The organism is Streptomyces sp. NPDC045678 (assembly GCF_056432085.1).
The window spans coordinates 853,808-873,589 of sequence record NZ_JBWKJS010000001.1 but is presented as its reverse complement, the minus strand read 5'-3'; the positions used below and the strand labels follow the sequence as shown (position 1 = coordinate 873,589).

17 protein-coding genes and 1 pseudogene are annotated in these 19,782 nt (G+C 72.2%); 8 read left to right on the top strand and 10 right to left on the bottom strand.

What is annotated here, in order from left to right; genetic code table 11:
• The first annotated feature begins 12 nt into the window (after positions 1-12).
• From AC07DO_RS03830 to AC07DO_RS03815, 4 genes are all read left to right on the top strand, one after another.
• Positions 13-717, top strand: coding sequence for a class I SAM-dependent methyltransferase (locus AC07DO_RS03830; protein WP_479056801.1), 705 nt, complete (start codon positions 13-15; stop codon positions 715-717).
• A 72-nt stretch (positions 718-789) separates the two neighbouring features.
• Entirely contained in the window at positions 790-1,818 is a 1,029-nt protein-coding gene (locus AC07DO_RS03825) for an N-acetylmuramoyl-L-alanine amidase (protein ID WP_479056800.1), read from the top strand.
• Between the two features lie 195 nt (positions 1,819-2,013).
• Complete coding sequence (locus tag AC07DO_RS03820) at positions 2,014-2,877, top strand: hypothetical protein (RefSeq protein WP_479056798.1); 864 nt, start codon at positions 2,014-2,016, stop codon at positions 2,875-2,877.
• 125 nt (positions 2,878-3,002) lie between these two features.
• Complete coding sequence (locus tag AC07DO_RS03815) at positions 3,003-4,013, top strand: LLM class F420-dependent oxidoreductase (RefSeq protein ID WP_479056797.1); 1,011 nt, start codon at positions 3,003-3,005, stop codon at positions 4,011-4,013.
• 18 nt (positions 4,014-4,031) lie between these two features.
• Here AC07DO_RS03815 and AC07DO_RS03810 read toward each other — a convergent pair whose 3' ends face one another.
• Positions 4,032-4,583, bottom strand: coding sequence for a hypothetical protein (locus tag AC07DO_RS03810; RefSeq protein WP_479056796.1), 552 nt, complete (start codon positions 4,581-4,583; stop codon positions 4,032-4,034).
• Between the two features lie 138 nt (positions 4,584-4,721).
• Here AC07DO_RS03810 and AC07DO_RS03805 point away from each other — a divergent pair, with 138 nt between their 5' ends.
• A complete protein-coding gene (locus AC07DO_RS03805; protein WP_479056795.1) occupies positions 4,722-5,015 on the top strand; it encodes a hypothetical protein in 294 nt (97 codons plus the stop codon).
• 21 nt (positions 5,016-5,036) lie between these two features.
• On the opposite strand, the gene AC07DO_RS03800 is transcribed toward AC07DO_RS03805, so the two are convergent.
• The 3 genes from AC07DO_RS03800 to AC07DO_RS03790 are packed head-to-tail and all read right to left on the bottom strand — an operon-like array spanning position 5,037 to position 8,274.
• Positions 5,037-6,119 carry a prenyltransferase/squalene oxidase repeat-containing protein gene (locus AC07DO_RS03800; RefSeq protein ID WP_479056793.1) on the bottom strand — a complete coding sequence of 361 codons (1,083 nt, stop codon included), beginning with the start codon at positions 6,117-6,119 and terminating at the stop codon, positions 5,037-5,039.
• Entirely contained in the window at positions 6,116-6,868 is a 753-nt protein-coding gene (locus AC07DO_RS03795; RefSeq protein ID WP_479056791.1) for a class I SAM-dependent methyltransferase, read from the bottom strand. Before AC07DO_RS03795 ends, AC07DO_RS03800 begins: the two co-directional genes overlap by 4 nt.
• On the bottom strand, positions 6,862-8,274 hold the full coding sequence (locus tag AC07DO_RS03790) for a glycosyltransferase family 4 protein (protein WP_479056790.1): 1,413 nt from the start codon (positions 8,272-8,274) through the stop codon (positions 6,862-6,864). Before AC07DO_RS03790 ends, AC07DO_RS03795 begins: the two co-directional genes overlap by 7 nt.
• 214 nt (positions 8,275-8,488) lie before the next feature.
• Here AC07DO_RS03790 and AC07DO_RS03785 point away from each other — a divergent pair, with 214 nt between their 5' ends.
• Both AC07DO_RS03785 and AC07DO_RS03780 read left to right on the top strand, forming a co-directional pair.
• On the top strand, positions 8,489-9,109 hold the full coding sequence (locus tag AC07DO_RS03785) for a TetR family transcriptional regulator (RefSeq protein ID WP_479056788.1): 621 nt from the start codon (positions 8,489-8,491) through the stop codon (positions 9,107-9,109).
• 269 nt (positions 9,110-9,378) lie between these two features.
• Positions 9,379-9,957, top strand: a pseudogene (locus tag AC07DO_RS03780) (LuxR C-terminal-related transcriptional regulator); the annotation flags it as partial.
• Here the strand turns inward: AC07DO_RS03780 and AC07DO_RS03775 are convergent.
• The 6 genes from AC07DO_RS03775 to AC07DO_RS03750 all read right to left on the bottom strand — a co-directional run bounded on the left by AC07DO_RS03775 (position 9,883) and on the right by AC07DO_RS03750 (position 18,512).
• Positions 9,883-11,844 (bottom strand): ATP-binding cassette domain-containing protein, encoded by a 1,962-nt coding sequence (locus AC07DO_RS03775; protein ID WP_479056786.1) that lies wholly within the window; start codon positions 11,842-11,844, stop codon positions 9,883-9,885. The pseudogene AC07DO_RS03780 and the gene AC07DO_RS03775 sit on opposite strands and share 75 nt — an antisense overlap.
• The gene (locus tag AC07DO_RS03770) at positions 11,841-13,568 is read right to left on the bottom strand and encodes an ABC transporter ATP-binding protein (RefSeq protein ID WP_479056784.1); all 1,728 of its coding nucleotides are present in this window, start codon (positions 13,566-13,568) and stop codon (positions 11,841-11,843) included. Before AC07DO_RS03770 ends, AC07DO_RS03775 begins: the two co-directional genes overlap by 4 nt.
• 129 nt (positions 13,569-13,697) lie before the next feature.
• Positions 13,698-13,823 carry a SapB/AmfS family lanthipeptide gene (locus AC07DO_RS03765; RefSeq protein ID WP_150218913.1) on the bottom strand — a complete coding sequence of 42 codons (126 nt, stop codon included), beginning with the start codon at positions 13,821-13,823 and terminating at the stop codon, positions 13,698-13,700.
• A gap of 55 nt (positions 13,824-13,878) precedes the next feature.
• Positions 13,879-16,593 (bottom strand): class III lanthionine synthetase LanKC, encoded by a 2,715-nt coding sequence (gene lanKC, locus AC07DO_RS03760; RefSeq protein WP_479056783.1) that lies wholly within the window; start codon positions 16,591-16,593, stop codon positions 13,879-13,881.
• Between the two features lie 219 nt (positions 16,594-16,812).
• Positions 16,813-17,046 carry a ferredoxin gene (locus AC07DO_RS03755; RefSeq protein ID WP_385941820.1) on the bottom strand — a complete coding sequence of 78 codons (234 nt, stop codon included), beginning with the start codon at positions 17,044-17,046 and terminating at the stop codon, positions 16,813-16,815.
• Entirely contained in the window at positions 17,046-18,512 is a 1,467-nt protein-coding gene (locus AC07DO_RS03750) for an aldehyde dehydrogenase (RefSeq protein WP_479056781.1), read from the bottom strand. Before AC07DO_RS03750 ends, AC07DO_RS03755 begins: the two co-directional genes overlap by 1 nt.
• A 187-nt stretch (positions 18,513-18,699) precedes the next feature.
• Between AC07DO_RS03750 and AC07DO_RS03745 the strand changes: the two genes are divergently transcribed.
• On the top strand, positions 18,700-19,755 hold the full coding sequence (locus AC07DO_RS03745) for an MBL fold metallo-hydrolase (protein WP_479056779.1): 1,056 nt from the start codon (positions 18,700-18,702) through the stop codon (positions 19,753-19,755).
• Positions 19,756-19,782: the final 27 nt, after the last annotated feature.

Here is a 19,782-nt window from a genome sequence, read left to right as displayed (position 1 = left end):
GAGGAACCCCCCATGGCCGCCGTCGCCGAGCCCGAGCGCACGCCCGAGTCCGAACCCGCGCCCGCGCCCGCGCCCGCGCCCGCGCCGGAGATCCTCGCCGCCTTCGAGGCCGCCAAGGGCTTCATGCCGCGCGGCGAGGGACTGGCGCTGTACGCGGCCGCGACGGAGGCCGCCGCGCTCGGCCTGCCGCTCCTGGAGGTCGGCACGTACTGCGGCCGCTCCACGATCCTGCTCGCCGACGCGGCCCGGCGGGCCGGGGTGACCGCGATCACCGTCGACCACCACCGCGGCAGCGAGGAGCAGCAGCCCGGCTGGGAGTACCACGACCCGGAGACGGTGGACCCCGAGGTCGGCCGGATGGACACGCTGCCGACGTTCCGCCGCACCCTGCACAAGGCGGGCCTGGAGGACCACGTGATCGCGGTCGTCGGGCGCTCGCCGCAGGTGGCGAAGGCGTGGGGCGGCGCGCTCGGCCTGGTCTTCGTCGACGGCGGCCACACGGACGAGCACGCCACGGCGGACTACGAGGGCTGGGCGCCGCACGTCGCCGAGGGCGGGCTGCTCGTCATCCACGACGTGTTCCCCGACCCCGTCGACATCATGACCGGGCAGGCGCCGTACCGCGTCTACCTCAGGGCTCTGGAGTCCGACGCGTTCACGGAGGTCGCGGTGACGGACTCGCTGCGCGTGCTGCGGCGCACGGGTCCGGGGATCTGACCTCGGCAGGAGCGACGAGTATCTGACCTCAACAGGAGCGAGGGGCCCGACCTCGCGGATAGGCTCGCCCTCGTGTCGTACGTAGGTCCGGAATTCGATCCCTCCCAGCCGCCCCGGCGCAGCGTCCGCCGACCGCTGACGCTGGCCGTCGCCGCGCTGGTGCCGACCTGTCTGGCGGGCTACCTCGTCTACCAGGCGACGAGTGGGCCCGACGGGAACGAGCCCGCGAGATCGCTGCCGGCCTCGTCGAGCGCGTCCGCCGACCGGGACGCGCCGTCCGGCTCCTCCTCGTCGTCCCCCTCTTCCGGAACCGGTCCCTCCGATAGAGCCAAGGAAAAGGACAAGGACGGCAAGGACGGCAAGGGCGGAGACGCCGACGACAACGATTCGGCCACGAAGCCGTCCGGTGGCCGTCCCGCCGCCAACGGCCCCCTCAAGGGCAAGGTCGTCGTGATCGACCCCGGCCACAACCCCGGCAACTTCCGCCACCCGTCGGACATCAACCGGCAGGTCGACATCGCGACGAACCGCAAGGAGTGCGACACCACGGGCACGTCCACCAACCACGGCTACACCGAGGCGAAGTTCACCCTGGACGTCGCGCACAAGCTGCGGACACTGCTCGAAAAGCAGGGCGTCACGGTCAAGTTCACACAGGACGGCGACCGCCCGTGGGGCCCGTGCGTCGACGAGCGCGCCCGGATCGGCAACCAGGCGCACGCCGACGCGGTGGTCTCCATCCACGCCGACGGCTCGGGCGCGGGCAACCGCGGCTATCACGTGATCATGCCGGGGAAGGTGCGGTCGGGTTCGGCCGACACCTCGGCGATCGTCGCGCCCTCGAAGGAACTGGGCGAGCGCATCGCCGGAAAGTTCGTGAGCGCGACGGGCAGCGCCCCCTCCAACTACATCGGCGGCGGCACCGGCCTCGACACCCGCACGGACCTCGGCGGCCTCAACCTCTCCACCGTCCCCAAGGTGTTCATCGAGTGCGGGAACATGCGGGACGCGAAGGACGAGGCCCTCCTGACGAGCCCCGTGTGGCGCCAGAAGGCGGCGCAGGGGATTTCTGAGGGAATCGCGGGGTTCCTGCGGAAGTAGGGGTGGAAGCGGAAGGTGAACGTCTTCGCCATGAAGCGTGGACGTCTTTATCCCGAGCAGACACCCCGCACGTCCGGACGATATTGTCCTCCCTACGATGAGGGGCCACCCCCGCGCTTCGCGCACCGCGACACGACCGCGACTACGGCGACAGCGACGCCTCCACTGACGAGACGACTGACGAAGGACCCTGAAGTGAATTTCCGCTCCCTCACTCGAGGCGACGGCGTGGTGATCGGAGCAGCGGTGTTGCTCTTCATCGCCTCGTTCCTCAACACCCTCGACATCGACGGCCTTCCCGATGACAAGCTGCCGAACGCCTGGGAAAACGGCAACCTGCTGCTGAGCGTGTACCTGCTCGGCATCATCGCTGCGGCCCTCATCGTCGTCGGCCGCGCTCTGCCGCAGCAGCGCAAGGTCGCGGGCCTCGACCTCGGCCAGCTCGGCGTGGCCTTCGCCATCGCCTCCGCGTGGAGCTCGCTCGGTGCGATCTTCGACACCGACCAGTCCTACAACTTCGTCTTCGACAGCTCGGTCGGCCGCGGAGAGACCCCGGACGCCGGTGTCGGCCTCATCCTCGGCCTGATCGCCGCCCTGGTGCTCGCCGCCGGTGCCGTCGCCGGACTGATCGTTCCTGCCCTGAAGGCTCCGCTCATGGGCGGCCCGAAGCCGATGGCCCCGCAGCCCTACGGCGGTCAGCCGCAGGGTGGCTACGGCTACCCGGGTGCCGGGGCGGGTCAGCCGCAGCCGGGCGCCCCGTACGGCGGTCAGCCGGGCCAGCCGCAGGGCCAGTCCTTCGGTGGCCAGCCGCAGCCGCAGGCCGGTCAGACGCCGCCGCCCGCGCAGGCGCAGCCCGCCGGTGACTTCTCGCCGTTCTGGTTCGCCGTGCCGGTGCCGCGTCCGCTGTACGCGGAGGACGGCTCGCCGACGCCGATCGCCGAGCTGGCGCCGGGCACCTGGTACCTGGCCGTCGAGCAGCGCGGTCCCGGCCTGGTGGCCCAGACGCAGGACGGCCGTCGCGGCGTGCTTCAGGACACCACGGGGATCCAGCGCGGCTGATCCCACGCACAGCTGTACCGCGGCCCCTCGCCCTTCCGGGCGGGGGGCCGTTGTCGTACAGTCACCACCCGCGGCAGGGAACTGACGTACCGTCAGGAACGGTCGAGGCTGGACTGGGAGGGCGTATGCGGCTCGGGCTCGCACTCGGTTACTGGGGGCGCGGCCCCGACCCCGGACACGTCGCCCTGGCGCAGGAGGCCGAGCGGCTCGGCTACGACTCCGTGTGGACCGCGGAGGCCTGGGGCTCGGACGCGTTCACGCCGCTGACCTGGATCGCCGCGCGGACCTCGCGGATACGGCTCGGCACGGCCGTGGCGCAGATGGCGGCGCGCTCCCCCGTCACCACCGCCATGCACGCGCTCACCCTCGACCACCTCTCCGGCGGCCGGATGACGCTGGGGCTCGGGCTGTCCGGGCCGCAGGTGGTGGAGGGCTGGTACGGGCGGCCGTTCCCGAGGTCACCGCTGACCGCGACCCGCGAGTACGTCGAGGTGATCCGCCAAGTCCTGCGCCGCGAAGGGCCCGTGGAGGTCACGGGCCGCTTCCACTCCCACCCGTACACCGGCGAGGACGGCACCGGACTCGGCAGACCGCTCAAGCCGATCACGCATCCCCTCCGCGCCGACCTGCCGATCCTGCTCGGCGCCGAGGGGCCCAAGAACATCGCGCAGACGACACGGATCGCGGACGGCTGGCTGCCGCTGTACTGGTCGCCGCTGCGGACCGACGTGTACGAGGCGTCGCTCGCCGACGTTCCCGAGGGGTTCCTCATCGCCCCCATGGCCCGGGTCAAGGTGTGCGACGACGTCGCCGAGGGCCTGCTGCCCGTCAAGGCCATGCTCGGCTTCTACATCGGCGGGATGGGGCACGCGGCCCGCAACTTCCACGCGGACCTGATGGCGCGCATGGGGTACGAGGACGAGGCCCAGCACATCCAGGAGCTGTTCCTCGCGGGCCGCAGGGAAGAGGCGGTGCTCGCGGTGCCGGACGCCTTCGCCGACGAGATCTCGCTGGTCGGACCGCGCGCGCGGATCGCGGAGCGGCTCGAGCTGTGGCGCAGGGGGCCGGTGACGGATCTGCTCGTGCTCGCGCCGGACCCGCACACGCTGCGGGTCCTGGCCGAGCTCAACGCGTAGGCCGCGAACCGGACTTGCTCACCCCTTCGTCAGCTCGCCCGCCGACGGCACCTTGTCCTTGACGTCCGCGCCCGCGCTGCTGCCTGCGCCCTTGACGTCCTTGATGATGTCGTCGAAGGAGTTCACCACCGAGTCCGTCCCCTCGCCCTTGCGGAGCTTGGACGGCAGGTCCTTCAGAGCGTCGATGCCGGACGTCAGCGGGGCGACCGCCTTGGAGAGCGTGGGGTCGCCCTTCGCGTTCTTCGTCGCGGCCTTCAGCCTGTTGTACGTGAACGCACCCGCGAGACCCGCCTTGACCAGGGCGAACTTCCGGCCGTGCGCGCCCTTCTTGAACTTGCCCGCGCGGTACGGCTTCACGATCCACTGGTACGTCGCCCCGGCGGCCAGGCCCGCGTTGGCGACGAAGCGGGTCTTGGCGAATTTCTGCTTCTCGGCGCTGCTGCTGGTGGACGGCGCCGACGCGGCGGCGGTGTCCTCGCCGCTGCCGCCGCAGGCCGTCGCGCCGGCCAGCAGGGTGCCGCAGAGCGTGAGGGAGACCGCGGCGCGGCGGACGGGTACGGGGCTGGGCACGACAGGGCCTCCTGACGGGAGCTGAGCGGCCCGTGGGAGAACGCGGACCTCTCCGCAGCCTCACCCCCGGGGCCGTGCCCCGCCACCGGGATGCGCCCGTCCGGGTTTCAACGGGGCGTTCCCAGGTATCCGGGCCCTATGTCTCCCACGCGGAACTCCCAAGGCAGCACTGCGGCGCGAGTCATCGTCATCGTCGCCGACGTCATGGCCGCCATCCTCGGCCTGTGGATCCTGATGTACCTGCTGGACGCGAACCGCGCCAACGACCTCGTCCAGTTCATCCACGACGTGGCGCGCTGGCTGGCCGGCTGGTCCCACGACCTGTTCACGTTCGACGAGGACTGGGCCCGCGTCGTGGCCGGATACGGCCTCGCCGCGATCGTCTACCTCCTGGTCGGCCACGCCGTGGCGGGCCGCCTGCGCCGCTACTGAGGTTCCGGCCTGCCGGGGTCGCTAGTCGGTCGCCGCGCAGCAGTCCGGGTCCAGGCCCGTCGGCAGGCGGTCGCCCGAGAAGACCGCGCAGGTCGCCTCGTCGCCGCCCAGGGCGGCCACGGCAAGCAGGAGCGAGCCGGCCGTCCAGGTGGTGAGTTCCTCGGGCCAGATCGTCTTGTCGTCGAAGACGTAGCCCGTCCAGTACAGGCCCGACTCCGGGTCGCGCAGGTGCTGGATGGACTGGAGGATGTCGAGGGCGCGGTCGGACTCGCCGGTCACCCAGAGGGCCAGGGCGAGTTCGGCGCTCTCGCCGCCGGTGACCCAGGGGTTGGGCACGACGCAGCGCACGCCGAGACCGGGGACGACGAAGCGGTCCCAGCCCTCCTCTATGCGGGACTTGGCCGCCACGCCGGTCACCGCACCGCCCAGGACCGGGTAGTACCAGTCCATCGAGTAGCGGCTCTTGTCGAGGAACCGCTCGGGGTGGTGACGGATCGCGTGCGCGAGGGCGCCTGCCGCCAACTCCCAGTCGGGCTGCGGCTCTTCGCGCTGCTCGGCGATGGCGAGGGCGCACCGCAGCGCCTGGTGGATCGAGGACGAGCCGGTGAGGAGCGCGTCCGTCACCGGCGTGCCGTCCGGCTCCCGCTTCCAGCCGATCTGCCCGCCGGGCTGCTGGAGCGCGAGCACGAACTCGACGGCGGCGACCACGGCGGGCCACATGCGGTCGAGGAACGCCTCGTCGCCGGTGGAGAGGTAGTGATGCCAGACGCCGACGGCGAGGTAGGCGCAGAAGTTGGTCTCGCGGCCGCGGTCGGTGACGTCGTGCGGGTCCCCGTCGGCGTACGCCGCGTACCAGGAACCGTCCGGGTTCTGGTGGCGGACGAGCCAGTCGTAGGCGCGCGCGGCGGCCGCGTGCTCGCCCGCCGCGTCCAGCGCCATCGCGGACTCGGTGTGGTCCCACGGGTCGAGGTGGTGGCCGCGGAACCACGGGATGGCGCCGTCCTCGCGCTGCACGGCGAGGATGCCGCGTACCGTCGCCACGGCCTGATCGGCCGTCAGGACACCGGGCAGGACGAGGTGTTCGGTCCGCTCCGGGCTCGTCACTTGGCGGCCGCCGCGGTGTCGGCCGAGACCTTCGGGAGGTGCGGCTTGGTCGCGTACGCCACGAAGCTCTTGCCGACGACGGGGTTGAGCAGCTGCTCGGCGACGCGCGTCGCGAGGGGCTTCTTCATGATGTCCCAGACGAGCAGCTTGTGGTACGCCCGCACGGGCAGCGCCTTGTCGTTGTCGACGCCGAACGCGCACTTCAGCCACCAGTACGGCGCGTGCAGCGCGTGCGCGTGGTGCGTGCCGTACGGCTTGAGCCCCGACTCCCGCATTCTCTCCAGGAGTTCGTCGGCCTTGTAGATGCGGATGTGGCCGCCCTCGACCTCGTGGTAGGCGTCGGAGAGGGCCCAGCAGACCTTCTCCGGACCGTAGCGCGGGACCGTCACCGCGATGCGGCCGCCCGGCTTGAGGACGCGCACCATCTCGGCGAGGACGCCCTTGTCGTCGGGGATGTGCTCCATGACCTCGGAGATGATGACGACGTCGAACGACGCGTCGGGGAAGGGCAGGTTGAGCGCGTCGCCCTCCATCGCGGTGGCCGTGGCGCCCGCGGGCGCCTCACCGGCCTCCTTCATCGCGGCGAACCACTTGGCGACCTCGCGGATCTCCTCGGCGTTCTGGTCGAGGGCCACGACCCGCGCGCCGCGCCGGTAGCACTCGAAGGCGTGCCGGCCCGCGCCGCAGCCGAGGTCGAGGACGCGGTCGCCCGCGGCGAGCGGGAAGCGGGTGAAGTCGACGGTCAGCACGTGGCCCTGCTTTCGTGGTGAGGTCCTGCAACTTCGGGGGCGGCCTCGGCCGCGGGGAGGGCGTGGCCGCGCGCCACCGCCCGGGCGGCGCCGCGCCCCGCGAAGCGTTCGATCTCCGCGCGGTACCGCTCCGCCGTGCCCTGGGCGGCGCGGGCCCAGGTGAATTTGGCGAGGACGCGTTCACGTCCCGCCGCGCCGAGCCTGGCCCGCAGGTCCCCGTCGCCGAGCAGCCGGTTCAAGCCGTGCGCCAGCGCGCCCGCGTCGCCCGGCGGGACGGCGAGGCAGGTTTCCCCGTCGGGGCCCGCGACCTCCGGGATCGCGCCGCCGGTGGTGGCGAGGAGCGGCGTGCCGGTGGCCATGGCCTCCGCGGCGGGGAGCGAGAACCCTTCGTACAGCGAAGGGACACAGGCGACCTGCGCCGAGCGGACGAGGTCGACGAGTTCGGCGTCGGTGATGCCCTTGACGAACTCGACGGCGCCTTCGAGGCCGTGCCGCTCGATGGCCCGGGCGACGGGGCCGTCCTCGGCGCGTTTGCCGACGACGACGAGGTGGGCGCCGGGATGGTCGGCGCGGACCTTGGCGAGCGCCTCGACGAGGTGGATCAGGCCCTTGAGGGGCACGTCGGCGCTGGAGGTGGTGACGATCCTGCCGGGCACTTCCGGGACGGCGGGGTCCGGCGAGAAGAGGGTGGTGTCGGCGCCGATGTGGACGACCTCGATGCGGTCCGGGCGGACGCCGAGGTGGTCGACGATCTCCTGCCGGGACGTGCCGGAGACGGTGAGGACCGAGGGGAGGCGGCGTGCGACGCGCTTCTGCATGCGGGTGAACGCGTACCAGCGGCGGACGGAGGCGCGGCGCTTCCAGTCGGGTGCGGCGTCCAGCTCCAGCTGCCGGTCGACGGTGATGGGGTGGTGGATCGTGGTGACGAGGGGCGCGCCGAGGTCGCCGAGGAGGCCGTACCCGAGCGTCTGGTTGTCGTGCACGACGTCGAAGTCGCCGGTCCGGGCGCGCAGGTGCCGTCGGGCGCGCAGGCTGAACGTGACGGGTTCGGGGAAGCCGCCGGTCCACATCGTCGCGACTTCGAGGGCGTCGACCCAGTCGCGGTACTCGTCCCGTTTGGGGGTGCGGAAGGGGTCCGGCGAGCGGTAGAGGTCCAGGCTGGGGAGCTCGGTGAGCTTGAGGCCGGGCAGGTCGTCGCCCTCGTCCAGGACGGGGTAGGGCTGCGCGCCGATCACCTCGACGCTGTGGCCGAGCCGGGCGAGCTCGCGGGAGAGGTGGCGTACGTAGACACCCTGTCCCCCGCAGAACGGGTTCCCCTTGTACGTGAGGAGCGCGATGCGCAACGGGCGCTCGCCGTCGGCGCCGGAACCCTTTCGGGGGCGTGTCTCCATGGCCTCAGCGGTCACTCTCGGGCCCCCTTCTCCCTGCAGTTCTCCGCGAGGTTACGCCGGGACGGTAATCTAGAACAAGTTTCAGACTGGATCGCTGAATGATCGCTGAACGAGCTTTGAATCTACCGGCAGGTAGGCGAGGTGTAAGGCCCGGATCAGGTGATTCGCGCCACGACGGGCTCCCTGCCATGCTGTGCGATCTCGCGAGGCGTAGCGGAGGGGCATCGACATGACAGCGGAAGTCAAGGCGGCGAACCCTGCGGCGCCTGCCCTCACCGAGCGCCAGGAGGCGCGCCGCCGCCGCATCCTGCACGCCAGCGCGCAACTGGCCAGCCGGGGCGGCTTCGACGCGGTGCAGATGCGGGAGGTCGCCGAGGCGGCGGGCGTCGCGCTCGGCACGCTCTACCGGTACTTCCCCTCCAAGGTCCATCTGCTGGTCGCCACGATGCAGGACCAGTTGCAGCACATGCACACGACGATCAGGAAGCGCCCGCCGGCCGGTGAGACGCCCGCCGAGCGGGTCGCCGAGACGCTGATGCGGGCCTTCCGGGCGTTGCAGCGCGAACCGCATCTGGCGGACGCGATGGTGCGGGCGCTGACCTTCGCCGACCGGTCCGTGAGCCCCGAGGTCGACACGGTGTCGCGGCTGACGACGGCGATCATCCTGGACGCGATGGGGCTCGCGGAGACGCCGACCGCGCAGCAGCTGTCCGCGGTGCGGGTCATCGAACACACCTGGCACTCGGCGCTGATCACCTGGCTGTCGGGCCGCGCCTCCATCGCCCAGGTGAAGATCGACATCGAGACGGTCTGCCGTCTCATCGATCTGACGGCGGAGACCGGCGCGTAACCGGACCGGACCGCGACCTCCCTGCCCGCCAACTGGCCGGTAACCCCACACACGTAGCCGACGGCGAAGCCTTGCCCATAACCTGTCGGTCGATCTTTGCCCATAGCCTGACAGCGGGGTTTTACACATAGCCTGTCGGCGCCCACGTGCCCATAAGTCGTCCGTCACCTGTCCGACGCACAGGGGGCGCACAACCGTATGGCAAATGCGCCCCCGCCCTCCCCCTTGGCCAGTTCTCAGCGTCACGACCGGGGTACTCACCGCTATGAATGGTCTGCGTGCTTGAACGACGCAACCGGGGCGGGGAGCTGGAGGGGCAGAGCGTGATCCGGGTTCTTGTCGTGCACGACGCCTGTCTGTTGCGAATGGCTCTGGCGGAGAAACTCGCCCGTGAGCCGGATCTGGAGGTGTTCCACGCGCCGTGGTCTCATGCGCGCGGACGGCAGAGGAACGTACGACCGGACTTATGCGTGGTCGACCTCGATGACGAGGCGACCTACGCGATGGCTCCGATCGGTGAACTGACCGGGCCGTCGGCGCTGGGGAGGGGCTGCCGGGTGCTGGTGCTCGCCACCGCCAACCGGCCGGGCCAGCTGCGGCGGGCCGCGGAGGCGGACGCGCTCGGCTATGTGAACAAGGCGAGCCCGCCGGAACGGCTGCTCGCCGGGATCAGACAGGTGGCGGCGGGCCAGCGGTTCGTCGACGAGTCCTTGGGGTTCGGCTTCCTCAAGGCGGCACAGATGCCGCTGACCCGACGCGAGTTGAGCGTGCTCTCACTCGCCGCCGGGGGCGCTTCGGTCGCCGAGATCGCGAACAGCCTTCATCTGTCCAACGGAACGGTGCGCAACTACATGGCCGCGATCACCCGGAAGACCGGGGCGCGGAACAGGGTCGACGCGATACGGATCTCGCAGGGAGAGGGGTGGGTGTGAGGCGGTGATCCCCTTCCCGGGGTCCGCACCCCACTCGCCCGCGCCGTTGAGGTCCCGGTAGAGAGGGGAACGTTCCATCAGCTCGTCGTGCCGACCGCACAGGGCATGCACCCCGTCCATCACCAGGACGCGGTCGGCACGGCGGGCCGAGCTGATCCGGTGCGCGATGACCACCAGCGTGCCGCCCGGGCGGGCCGCGAAGGCGCGCTCGGCGCGCGATTCCGCGACCGGGTCGAGGTGACAGGTCGCCTCGTCGAGGATCGCGAGCGGGGCGTACGAGAGGTAGGCGCGGGTCAGCGCGATCAACTGCCGCTCCCCCGCCGACAGTTCCGCCGGCGCCGTTTCGGCGTCCGGGCCGCCGAGCCGCTCGACGAGCGAGGTCAGGCCGATGGCCTCGGCGGCGGCGAGCATCTCCCGCTCCGGAACCGGCTCCTCCCGGAGGTAGCCGAGGTTGTCGCGCAGCGTCCCGGTGAAGACGTACGCCTCCTGGGGAATGAGGACGCGCCGCCCCACGGCCCCCGCCCCGCGCACGGGAAATCCTTCGACGCGTACGTCTCCCGCGTCCGGTTCGAGCAGTCCCGCGACAATTCCGGCCATCGTTGACTTGCCGATGCCACTGGGTCCGACGACGGCGAGGTGCTCGCCCCGGGCGACGGTGAGCCGCAGATCCTTCAGGACGGGTTCGGCGTGGGGGCCGTAGGCGAAGGTGAGGGAGGAGAGACGGAGAGCGGGGGCTGGGTCGGAGGCGGAGGCGGGCGTCCGGCGCTCGTGGGTCTCGCGCTCGTGGGTCTCGTCCTCGCCGGTCTCCTCCTCGCCGGTCTCCTCCTCGCCGGTCTCGTCCGCAGGGGCCCCGGGCGTCTCCGGCGCCTCCCACGTCAGACGCCGCAGGACGATCACCAGGCGGGAACCGCTCGCGCCCAGACCGTGGACCAGGTTGTGGAGGGCGGGCAGCAGGGCCTGGGTGACGTACGCGAGAGCGCCCACCAGCGCGCCCGGCGTCACCCCGTTGTCCAGGAGCCACGGGCCCGCGGCCAGGAGCAGCACCAGCGGGAGCTGGCCGCCGACCGCCAGGGACGCCGTGCGCAGGATGCCCCAGCGGGCGAGGGCGCCGGCCGCCGCGTACTCCGTGGCGACACCCCGGTCCAGGCCCTCCGCCACGTCCTGTTCCGCGCCCGCCGCGGCCACGTCCCGCAACCCCGGCGCCACGACGCCCAGTTGTCCCGCCAGCTCCTCGTCCGCGACCAGGAACTCCTCCTGCCGGCGGGCCAGCGGGCGCAGCGTCGCCACGAACAGGCCGATCCCGGCGAGCAGCGGCGGCGCGACCACCAGCAGCAGGAGCGGGTCCAGCGAGAACAGACCGACCAGCGCGCCCGCCGCCGTGAAGAGGAAGGAGCGGGAGACCATCACCAGGCCCGCGAAGGTGTCCCTGGCGATCTCCACCTGCTGGGTCAGCCGCGACACGGCGCCGCCGTCCGCCTCCCGCAGCCCGCGTCCGACGACCTGCCGCACCAGGGAGTCGCGCAGCGGTTCCACCAGGTCGGCGACGGCCCGGTACACCTGCCCCGTGCCGTACGCGGCGACGAGCACGCCGAGCGCGGCCGCGCCGAGCCAGCCGAGGCCGACCGACTCGCGCCCGTCGAGGAATCCGTCGTCCAGGGCGTGCGCGAGGGCGTACCCGGTGAGGAACGTCTGCCCGGTCTCCAGGACGGACCAGAGCGCGAGCCGCACCACGACCGGCCACCTGCGCCACAGAAAGCGGACACCCCTGTGGTAGGTGCCCGGCTTGGTCGACGGCCCTTTCACGCGCCGAACACCTCCCGGTACTCCGCCCGTTGCCACAGCTCCGCGTGCGTGCCCACCGCCCGGATCCGGCCCTCGTGCAGCCAGGCCACCGTGTCGGCGCGGGCCGCCGTCGCTGCGCGGTGGGCGATGATCAGGCGGCTGCGGTGCGGGCTGTGGCGGAGCAGGGCCTCGGCGATGTGGTGCTCGGTCACCGTGTCCAGGCTCGACATCGCGTCGTCGAGGATGAGGAGCCGGCCGCCGCGTGCGAACGCCCGTGCCAGCCCGAGGCGTTGGGCCTCGCCTCCGGAGAGGGGCGCTTCGGCGCAGGGGGTGGCGTAGCCGTCGGGGAGGCGGGTGATGAAGGGGTCGGCGCGTGCGGCGCGGGCCGCCTCGCGGACGCGTTCGGGTGCCGGGCGGGGGGAGCCGAAGCCGATCGTGCCCTCCAGGGTGCCGCCGAGCAGCGCGGGCCGCTCGAAGGCGTAGCCGACCTCGCGGCGCAGTTCCTCTCGGCTGAGCGAGTCCAGTGGTACGCCGTCGAGGCGTACGTCTCCTTCGTCGGGGTCGGCGAGGCGGCCCGCGAGGGCGGCGAGCAGGGACTTTCCGGCACCGGAGCGGCCGACCACGGCGACCGTGGCGCCCGCGGGGACCGTCAGGTCGACGCCGTCGAGCACGGTGCGCCCACCACGGCTCACCCGCACCCCGCGCAGCTCCAACAGGCCGCCGTTCTCCGGGAGTTCGGCCGACCCGTGTTCCGTTCCGGGCTCCGCGAGCACCTCGCCCAGGCGCCGTGCCGCGGCCCGCGCCCGTACGAGGCCGCCGAGCTGTCCGACGAGCATGCCGACGCCGGTGGCCAGCACCGCGTACCGGGACGCGGCCAGCAGGTCGCCGACGCTGATGCGCTCCTGGAGCACGAGGTGGCCCGCGACCGCGGCGACCGCGATCTGCAGGAGCGGCGCGACGGCGACGGCCTGTGCCTGGGAGCGGCCCTGGACGCGCCACATCCGGTGGCCCTGGCGGGAGAGTTCGGGCAGCGTCCGCAGGACCCGCGCCGTCTCCTTGTCCTCGGTGTGCGCCGCCGCGATGGTCCGCGCCCCGCCGATCGCCTCGCTGAGGCGGCCCGCGATGTCGCCCTGGACCTGCTGGTAGCGGGCCACGCAGTCGGAGGAGACGCGCACGAACGCGCGCAGGAGGAAGAAGAGGACGGGTGCCCCCGCGACGAAGACGACGGCGAGCCAGCCGTCGATGAGGGCGAGGGCGACCATGGCGCCGACGGGTGTGACCAGGGCGGCGAGGAGCGCGGCGGCGGTGGCGGGTGCGATGCCCGCGTGCGCCGCGTTGTCGATGAGGCGTGCGACGAGGTCGCCGGGGGCGAAGCGGGCGGTGGTGCGCGGTCCGACGGCGAGTACGTGGCGGACGACGCGGCCGCGGAGCCAGGCCGTGGTGCGGGCGTTGGTGGTGCCGGTGAGGACGCCGTCGAGGGCGTCGAGGAGTGCGCTCGCGCCGATCAGTGCGGCGCAGACGAGGATCCAGCGGGTGGCGTCGGTGTCGCCGCGGCCGGCGAGGTGGCCGGTGAGGACGGCGTCCAGGGCGCGGCCGATGGCGAGCGGCAGGAGCAGGGCGGCGCCCGATCCCGCGACGGCGCAGAGGGCGAGGACCGTGCAGCGTGCGGCGCTGTACCGGGTCGCGGCGCCCAACAGGTGCGCGGATGCGGCGGGTTGTTCGGGTCGGGTGGTGGTCGTCGCCATGCGGTACGGGTCTCCGTCGCCTCGTCGTGGCCGTAGGCGTTGGCAGGTGGCAGGGGAGAGCCCGGGCGGGCCCCTCGCGGGGTGCCGCCCGGGCCTTCAAACGCCGTGCCGTTCAGCTGGGGTCGAGTGTCAGAGACACAGGACGATGCTGGCGTCGCTCCAGCAGAGGAGCAGGCTGGCCTGGCTTCCGCCGCCACCGTGGCCGCCGCCGGTCATCTCGTCGGATTCCATGCTCTGCAGGTCGAGGAGTGCCATGTAACTTCCCTCTCTCTTGGGGGAGTCGCGATTCGCTTTTCCCTATGGGGTTGTGTCACGACCCCGCTGTGAGGCGGGACCGGCTCTGGGGCCGCCGCAGGGGCGGCAGGAAGGGGAGGTGCGCTCCGTCGTCGCCGAGGGCGCCGGCGAGTGCGAGGAGGCAGCCCGCCGTCCCGGTGTTGAGGTCCATGGAAAGCCGCAGCATCTGGTGCCCGGGGAAGGCCAGCTGGCCCGCGTACGCCATGGCGAACCAGCCGAGTGCCTCGGTCTGCTCCGCGATGTCCTCGGGTGTGATCCCCTGGGTGGTGCTGCGGTTGACGTGGGCGAGGAGTCCGGCGCGGCCCTGGAACAGGCCTGGCTGTACGCAGAAGCGTGAGCGCGCGGAGGCCAGGATGCCGGGGCGTGCCGCCTCGAAGCCGGGGTCGTCCCGGTGTTCGAGGTAGTCGTCGATGACCATGCCGATGCCGACGCTGCCGTCGCCGAGGTAGGGCATGGTGCGCCAGCCCTCGTTGACGGCGAGGCTGCCGTCGCGTTCCTGGGTGACGCACTGGCCGAGGTCGGTGCGCAGGGCGCGGGCCGCCAGGTCGAGGAGGGCGGGGTCGCCGTTGCGTTCGTAGAGGCGCAGGAAGAGCAGTGCGGGTCCGGTGGCGCCGCGCAGCAGTCCGGCGCGGCGGCGTCCGCCCAGGTCGGTGGCGCTGTCGGCCGCGAGGCGTTCGCCGAGCAGTTCGGCGGCCCGCAGCGCGTGCCCGGCGAGTTCCCGCTCGCCCGTGCTGTGGGCGAGGGAGTCGAGGGCGAGGCCGAGTCCGGCGAGGCCGCCGTACAGGTCGGAGGGGAGCCGTTCCCACTTCTCCTGGAGGACGAGGCCGGTGAGGTCCAGGGCGCGGGTGCGGTGGCCCAGGCGGTCGAGTACGTGGGCGACGCCCGCGAGACCGTCGAAGAGGCCGAGAGGTGTGCCGCGCGGGGTGGGCTCCGTGTGCTTGAGGAGCCAGTGCTCGCCTTCCTCGTAGCGTTCGGCGCCGCTCTCCGCGAGTGCGTACAGCACGCCGGCCGCGCCGTGCGCGAGGCCGAGTCCGCCGCCGTCGGAGAACTGCGCGATGTCGCCGGGGAAGAGCCGGTCGTCGCGTTCGGGGGTGGCCGAGGCGAGGATGGCCTTGACCATCGAGTCGCGGCTGTACGGCCAGTCGGCGGGGTCGACCAGAGGTGGGGTCGCCCCTGCCGTGTGGCGGGTGGCGCCGGCCCGGTCCCCCTTCAGGACGCCCCCCACCGGGGCCTCCGTGTCTCCCGCTGCGCGGACCGGCGCCCGCTCGTGTCCCGCGGCTCGGGCGCGCGGCCCCTGCTCGATCTCGACGACGGCTTCGGCCAGGAACTCCGCGGGTACGTCGGGGAATTCGGCGGCGACGACCTGGGCGAAGTGTGCGGCCTTGCCGCGGTCGATGGAGAGCAGTGAGGTGATCGGCAGGAAGAGGGCGAGGCGCAGGCAGGCGAGTGCGTAGCGGTCGACGTCGGTGCCGGTGCGGTCGGGCGGCGCGAGGAAGCCGGGGTGCGCGACGACCTGCCGGCCCTGGTCGCCGACGGCCGTCGCCGCCTCGAAGTCGAGGAGGGAGACGGACTGTTCGTCGGGCGCGACCATGATGTTGAAGAGGTGCAGGTCGTTGAAGACGACGCCCCGTTCGTGCACGGCGGTGACGGCGTCCTCGACGGCGCGGTACATGCGCAGCGCCCAGGCCGTGTACTCGGATATCGCGGCGGGGTCCGGCCTGCTGGTGCACAGCGGGTGCCGGTGGGCGAAGAACGAGTTGAGGGTGGCCCCTTCGAGGAAGTCCATGACGAGGAAGCGGTGGCCGTCCAGGAGGAACCAGTCGCGCACCTCGGGGGCCACGCCGAGTCCGGAGAGCTTCTCCAGGGCGGCCTTCTCGCGTTCGAGGCGTGCCACGGCGTCGGCTCCGTCGGCGGCGAGACCCGCGTACGGGCGGCCCTCCTTGAGGACGACCTTGCGGCCGTCGCGGGTGTCGGTACCCGCGTAGACACCGCCGCCGTTGGAGAAGTGCAGGGCCTTCTCGATGCGGTACGGCAGGTCGGCGACGGTCGTCGTGTTGCGGGCCGCAAGCGCCGGTTCGAGGAACGACGGCAGCGTCACCCAGGCGGGGACCTTGAAGGCGGGGTCGCGCGGGTCGGGCACGAGCTGCCCGTCGCCGTCCTCGATGGCCGGCACCATGGTGCCCCTGCCGTTGTCGCACATGCGCCGGGTGAACGCGCCGTACCTGACGTACAGCGGGCCCTGCCGCCAGCGCAGGTCGGTGAGGATGTACGGACCCTCGGTGCCTTCGAGGCGGTCGCCCAGGTCGTCGAGTATCTCCCGCAGCTGCGCTTCGTCCGCCGGGTAGACCGTGACGGCCTTGCCGCTGTGGTCGCGGCCCGCGTACTTGCTGTTGCGCAGGTGCAGGAGGTGTTTGCCCGGCACGAACTTGAAGGGGATGCGGCGGGGCACGCAGTAGTCCCAGACGGCCGAGGCGACGCGGTCCGCGTTCTCCAGCGTCGCGGAGACGTGGATCTTCCAGCCCTGCTGGGGCGCGGGCAGCGCGGCTCCTTCGTCGTCCACGGGGACGAGGGAGAGCCAGTCGCCGACGCGTCCGGAGCGCCATCCCTCGGGGACGGGCCTGCCGGCCACCGGGTACTCGGTGGCGCCCGGGGCGCCCTTGGACGACAGCCGGTCCGGGGTCTCGTAGAAATGCCTGTCGGCCAGACAGTAGACCTCGTACCGCTTGTCCATGGTGTCCCCTCTCCGCTCGGCGTGGCAGAGAGATTTCCAGGGCGCCGGGGGACGGAACAGTCACGACTGTCATCAGATCGCCGTGCGGAACGCATGGGTAAAGTCACGTTCGCTCATGTTCGAGAGCACAGAGTATCCGCGGCCCGGACAAAGGGCGACACCCGCGCCGTCATGAGGAGGAACGGGACGCGGGTGTCAACGAGTCGGGAACGTGGCTGGTCACTCCTCGGGCGGGAACACGACCTCCCCGCCGTGGGCCAGCGTGATCGTGATCGCCTCGACCGGGCAGCCCTCCGCCGCTTCGAGGATCTTTTCGTTGGCGTCGGTCTCGGGCGCGGTGGGGTGCGACTGGCGGGCGGTGTCCAGTGCGAAGCCGCCGGGCGCGGTGAGCACGCACATCCCGGAGCCGATGCAGACCGACCGGTCGACCTCGACGTGCCAGCGGTCTCCCATCAGGCACCGCTCCCCTGATGGCCGGCGGGGAGGTGGATCATCTTGTGCTCGAAGTACTCGCCGTATCCCTCGGGGCCGAACTCGCGCCCGAGGCCGGAGTTCTTGTAGCCGCCGAAGGGGCCGAGCATGTCGATGCTGAAGGTGTTCACGGAGTACGTTCCGGTGCGCACCCGGCGCGCGATGCCGATGCCGCGCTCGGTGTCGGCCGTCCAGACGCTGCCGCTGAGTCCGTAGTCGGAGTCGTTGGCGATCCGTACCGCCTCGTCCTCCTCGCCGTAGGGCAGCAGGCAGATGACGGGGCCGAAGATCTCCTCGCGGGCGATGCGCATCGAGTTGTCGACGCCGCCGAAGAGGGTCGGCTCGACGTACCAGCCCCGGTCGAGTCCGGCGGGCCGGCCGCCGCCCGCGAGGATCTTGGCGCCTTCCTCCTGGCCGATGCGGATGTAGTCGAGGGAGCGCTGCTGCTGCCGCTGGGCGACGAGCGGGCCGAGTTCGGTGGCGGGGTCGAGGGGGTCGCCGACCTCGAGGGCGTTCGCGGCGGCGGAGAAGGCCTCGGCGAACTCGTCGTAGCGGGTGCGGGGCACGAGGATGCGGGTCTGGGCCACACAGGCCTGGCCGTTGATCATCCAGGCGAACGGGGCGATGCCCGCGACGGCGGTCGCCGCGTCGGCGTCCGGCAGGATGACGGCGGCCGACTTGCCGCCGAGCTCCAGTGTCACGCGGGTGAGGTTGCGGGCGGCGACCTCCATGACGCGCTTGCCGGCGCCGACGGACCCGGTGAAGGACACCTTGTCGATGCCGGGGTGCCCGACGAGGTACTCGCTCACCTCGCGGTCGGCGCAGACGATGGAGAGCACGCCCTCGGGCAGCCCCGCCTCGGCGGCCAGTTCGGCGAGTATGTAGGCGTCGAGGGGCGTTTCCGGGGAGGTCTTGAGGATCACGGGGCACCCGGCGAGCAGGGCGGGCGCCAGCTTGGCGGCCGCGGTGAACTGCGGGACGTTCCACGGCACGACGGCCGCGACGACGCCCACCGGTTCGCGCCGGACGAGCAGCTTGCCGAGGACGCCGTCCCGCTGTTCCTCGTACGTGAAGTCGCGGGCGACGGTGATCGCCGCGTCCCACACCATCATGGCGGCGAGTGCCTGCACCATCACGCTCGAGGTGTAGGGGGTGCCGTTCTCGGTGCTGATGACGCGGGCGATCTCCTCGTGGCGCGCCGCGAAGCCGTCCTTGATCTTCGTGATGACCTCGATGCGCTCGTCCGGGGTCATGCGCGGCCAGGGGCCGTGCTCGAAGGCCTTGCGGGCGGCGGCGACGGCGCGGTCGATGTCGGCGGGAGCCGCGTGGGGCACGCGGGCGAAGACCTCTCCGGTGTGCGGGGAGACGACGTCGATGACGTCCTTGCCGAGCGGGTCGACCAGCTCCCCGCCGATGAACAGCTGTCCGTGTTCCACGAGCTCGGTCATGGCTGACTGCCTCCTGCGGAGCGTTTCCTGACAGGGTTTCAGAACTGGTACCAGTTCTAGTTCGTGGAGTCCGCGGAAGGAAGGGGCAACGCAGCCTCCAAGCAGTCGACTTGGGCGACTATTGGAACTAGTTCTAGTTATAGTGATGGCCCCCGTGAGGGGACCGGCGACGAGAGACGAGGCCCCCATGACCCCTCAGGTGACAGACCCGCCGGTGACCGAGCACGGCGGGGGCGTCTGGAGCATCAAGGTCCCGATCCCCGACAACCCCCTCGGCTTCACCCTCGTCCACCTCCTGGACACCGACGCGGGACCGGTCCTCGTCGACACCGGCTGGGACGACCCGGCGTCCTGGGACACCCTCGTCGCCGGGCTCGCCGCGTGCGGCGTCGCCGTCGCCGACGTGCACGGCGTCGTCATCACCCACCACCACCCCGACCACCACGGCCTCTCCGGCCAGGTCCGCGACGCCTCCGGGGCATGGCTCGCCATGCACGACGCGGACGCGTCCGTGGTCCGCCGCACCCGCTCGCACCCGCCGGACCGCTGGTACGCGTACCTGGTGGACAAGCTCACGGCCGCCGGCGCGCCCGCCGACCACGTCGCCCCGCTGATCCGGGCCCGCGACGAGGGGCACCCCCGCAAACTCCCCGGCCTCGCCCCCGCCCTGCCCGACCGCTCCATCACCCCCGGCGAGCTCCTCGCGCTGCCCGGCCGCCGCCTGCGCGCCATCTGGACCCCCGGCCACACGCCCGGCCACGTCTGCCTCCACCTGGAGGAGGACCACCCCGCGGGCCTGCGCGGCAACGGCCGCCTCTTCTCCGGCGACCACCTGCTGCCCGGCATCACCCCGCACATCGGCCTGTACGAGGACCCCGAATCGGAGACGGTGACCGACCCCCTCGGCGACTACCTGGACTCCCTGGAGCGCGTCGCCCGCCTCGACCCGGCGGAGATCCTCCCCGCCCACCAGCGCGCGTTCACCGGCGCGCCCGCCCGCGTCCACGAGCTCCTGGCCCACCACGAGGAGCGCCTGAGGGGCCTCCTCGCCCTGCTCGCCGAGCCCCTCACCCCCTGGCAGATCGCCGCCCGCATGGAGTGGAACCGCCCCTGGGCCGAGATCCCCTACGGCTCGCGGACCATCGCGGTCTCGGAGGCCGAGGCCCATGTGCGGCGGCTGGTGAAACTGGGGCGTGCGGAGGCCGTGCCGGGGAGCGATCCGGTCACGTTCGTGGCGGTGTGACCCGAGAGGTGCGCGGACCGGCCGGTA

What these genes read in the sequence shown, in the direction of transcription:
- AC07DO_RS03830 (WP_479056801.1), top strand. Translation starts at nt 13, where the DNA reads ATGGCCGCCGTCGCCGAGCCCGAGCGCACGCCCGAGTCCGAACCCGCG.
- AC07DO_RS03815 (WP_479056797.1), top strand. Translation starts at nt 3,003, where the DNA reads ATGCGGCTCGGGCTCGCACTCGGTTACTGGGGGCGCGGCCCCGACCCC.
- AC07DO_RS03805 (WP_479056795.1), top strand. Translation starts at nt 4,722, where the DNA reads ATGTCTCCCACGCGGAACTCCCAAGGCAGCACTGCGGCGCGAGTCATC.
- AC07DO_RS03785 (WP_479056788.1), top strand. Translation starts at nt 8,489, where the DNA reads ATGACAGCGGAAGTCAAGGCGGCGAACCCTGCGGCGCCTGCCCTCACC.
- AC07DO_RS03770 (WP_479056784.1), bottom strand. Translation starts at nt 13,568, where the DNA reads ATGGCGACGACCACCACCCGACCCGAACAACCCGCCGCATCCGCGCAC.
- AC07DO_RS03765 (WP_150218913.1), bottom strand. Translation starts at nt 13,823, where the DNA reads ATGGCACTCCTCGACCTGCAGAGCATGGAATCCGACGAGATGACCGGC.
- lanKC (WP_479056783.1), bottom strand. Translation starts at nt 16,593, where the DNA reads ATGGACAAGCGGTACGAGGTCTACTGTCTGGCCGACAGGCATTTCTAC.
- AC07DO_RS03755 (WP_385941820.1), bottom strand. Translation starts at nt 17,046, where the DNA reads ATGGGAGACCGCTGGCACGTCGAGGTCGACCGGTCGGTCTGCATCGGC.
- AC07DO_RS03750 (WP_479056781.1), bottom strand. Translation starts at nt 18,512, where the DNA reads ATGACCGAGCTCGTGGAACACGGACAGCTGTTCATCGGCGGGGAGCTG.
- AC07DO_RS03745 (WP_479056779.1), top strand. Translation starts at nt 18,700, where the DNA reads ATGACCCCTCAGGTGACAGACCCGCCGGTGACCGAGCACGGCGGGGGC.